Source organism: Chitinophaga sp., assembly GCF_036566945.1.
In the GTDB taxonomy this organism is placed as follows: Bacteria; Bacteroidota; Bacteroidia; order Chitinophagales; family Chitinophagaceae; genus Chitinophaga.
Map to the genome: position 1 here is coordinate 1 of NZ_DATCVJ010000834.1, position 1,683 is coordinate 1,683.

1 protein-coding gene is annotated in these 1,683 nt (G+C 36.9%); it reads right to left on the reverse strand.

Annotated features, from left to right (window positions below):
* Positions 1-676: 676 nt before the first annotated feature.
* The coding region (locus tag VIP81_RS25255) for an alpha/beta hydrolase family protein (protein WP_331967807.1) at positions 677-1,683 on the reverse strand (1,007 nt) is incomplete at its 5' end.

A 1,683-nucleotide genomic window follows, 5' to 3' on the forward strand; every position in this document is an offset into this window, starting at 1 on the left:
CATACTGCGCCGCAATAATTAATTTAAAAATACACTGAAAATATGCAACAGTAATATGACTGATCTTCGGGCAAAATATTTGCATTTCTGTGCCTATAACATTCACATACCCGTATATTCAATACAGACTTATTAGTTTTATGAAGTATAGTCAGGTCGAGTACATTCAACAATAAACAAATTTCCACCAACTCTAAACTTTAGCTTTGGAGTTCTAAAAAGCACAATTCTATGCGCAAAAGTAAAATTATCTTAACGGTCCTATGTATTCTGTCAATTGCGGGCGGAGCATTAGGATATAAAGCCAATAGAGCAGAAAATAATTTCTATTTAGACACTACGATAATGTTTCAAGGTGCTCCTCTTACCGTTTGCTCTGTACTCACAACCTATACGCTTACACCAAGCCCGGTAGGAGTCAGGACAATAAAAGCAAGCACCATGTCCATTAATCAGAGTTGCCCTGTTATATCTGTAATTCCTAGTTTATAAAAGAAAGTATACGACGAGGAATACCAATGGCTAAATACCGATAAACTAGCGGCAGCATTTAGATAGAAAAGCAGCTGACTACTATTCAGTTGCTTTTCCATGTTCATTTCCCAAAATGGTACTCAATGACTACACCCGACACGCATGCAAGTTTAGAATACAGGAGCTTTCTAACCTTCATACACTACTTTTGTATACTCTGCATTAACAATCCTTTTTGGGGAATTGCTGTACTCGAATCTAATTCAAACCCCTTGTCCACACCATTCAATCTTGCCGGAATGCCTCTAGTCATCCACTTAGGAGTTCCCTTTCCTTTTAAATAATGGTCAAAAAACTGATTCAAACGTATAGCATAGTCCTCAGCTGATCTTCCTAAAATCCCATGATTACCTTCAGTGTACTCCAGTAACCAAACCTCTTTGCCCAAACGACGTAGTGCAGTATACATCTCGAGTGCCTGAGAAAAAGATGCGCCACTATCATGCGTAGTATGCATTAATAATAATGGGGTAGTTACATTATTAACATAAAAAATAGGTGAATTTTTTATATATAGGTCTGGATCCTCCCATAATGCCTTCCCCATACGTCCCTGTCCATTTTCAAAATAGCTTTGAAAACTGTATCCCCCCAGAGGCACATCATCAAAAGCACTCACCCAATCGCAAATTGAAGAAGCAGAGTAAGCTGCAGCAAATAAATTAGAATGAGTTATTAAATAATTGGTCTGAGCACCTCCAAAACTACATCCTCCAATTCCCATTCTATCACTTCTAACAAAAGGTAGCTGAGAAATATAGTTCGCCGCAGATATAACTGCATCAAATGCACTGAGCATTGGATTTCCAATGACATAATCTATGTCCGGAGTAAAAACCAGGTAGCCATTACTTACAAATGTTGGAATATTTATGTTGCATTTATCACTAATATTCTCTGGAATTATATATTCATTTAATGAAAACGATTTCTTTTCATAATAATGAAATATAACAGGGTATTTCTTTAAGGAATCGAAATTCTCTGGTTTGTAAAGTACCCCCTGCCCCATTTTACCATCTGGCCTTTTCCAAGTATGCAGTTCTGTGCGATACCAGTTATAATTTTTTTCGGGGTATATATAACTTATTTGTTTGAAATATCTGAAATCACTCGTCCAAAAATAGTTGGGAGACTCCATCGCATTCA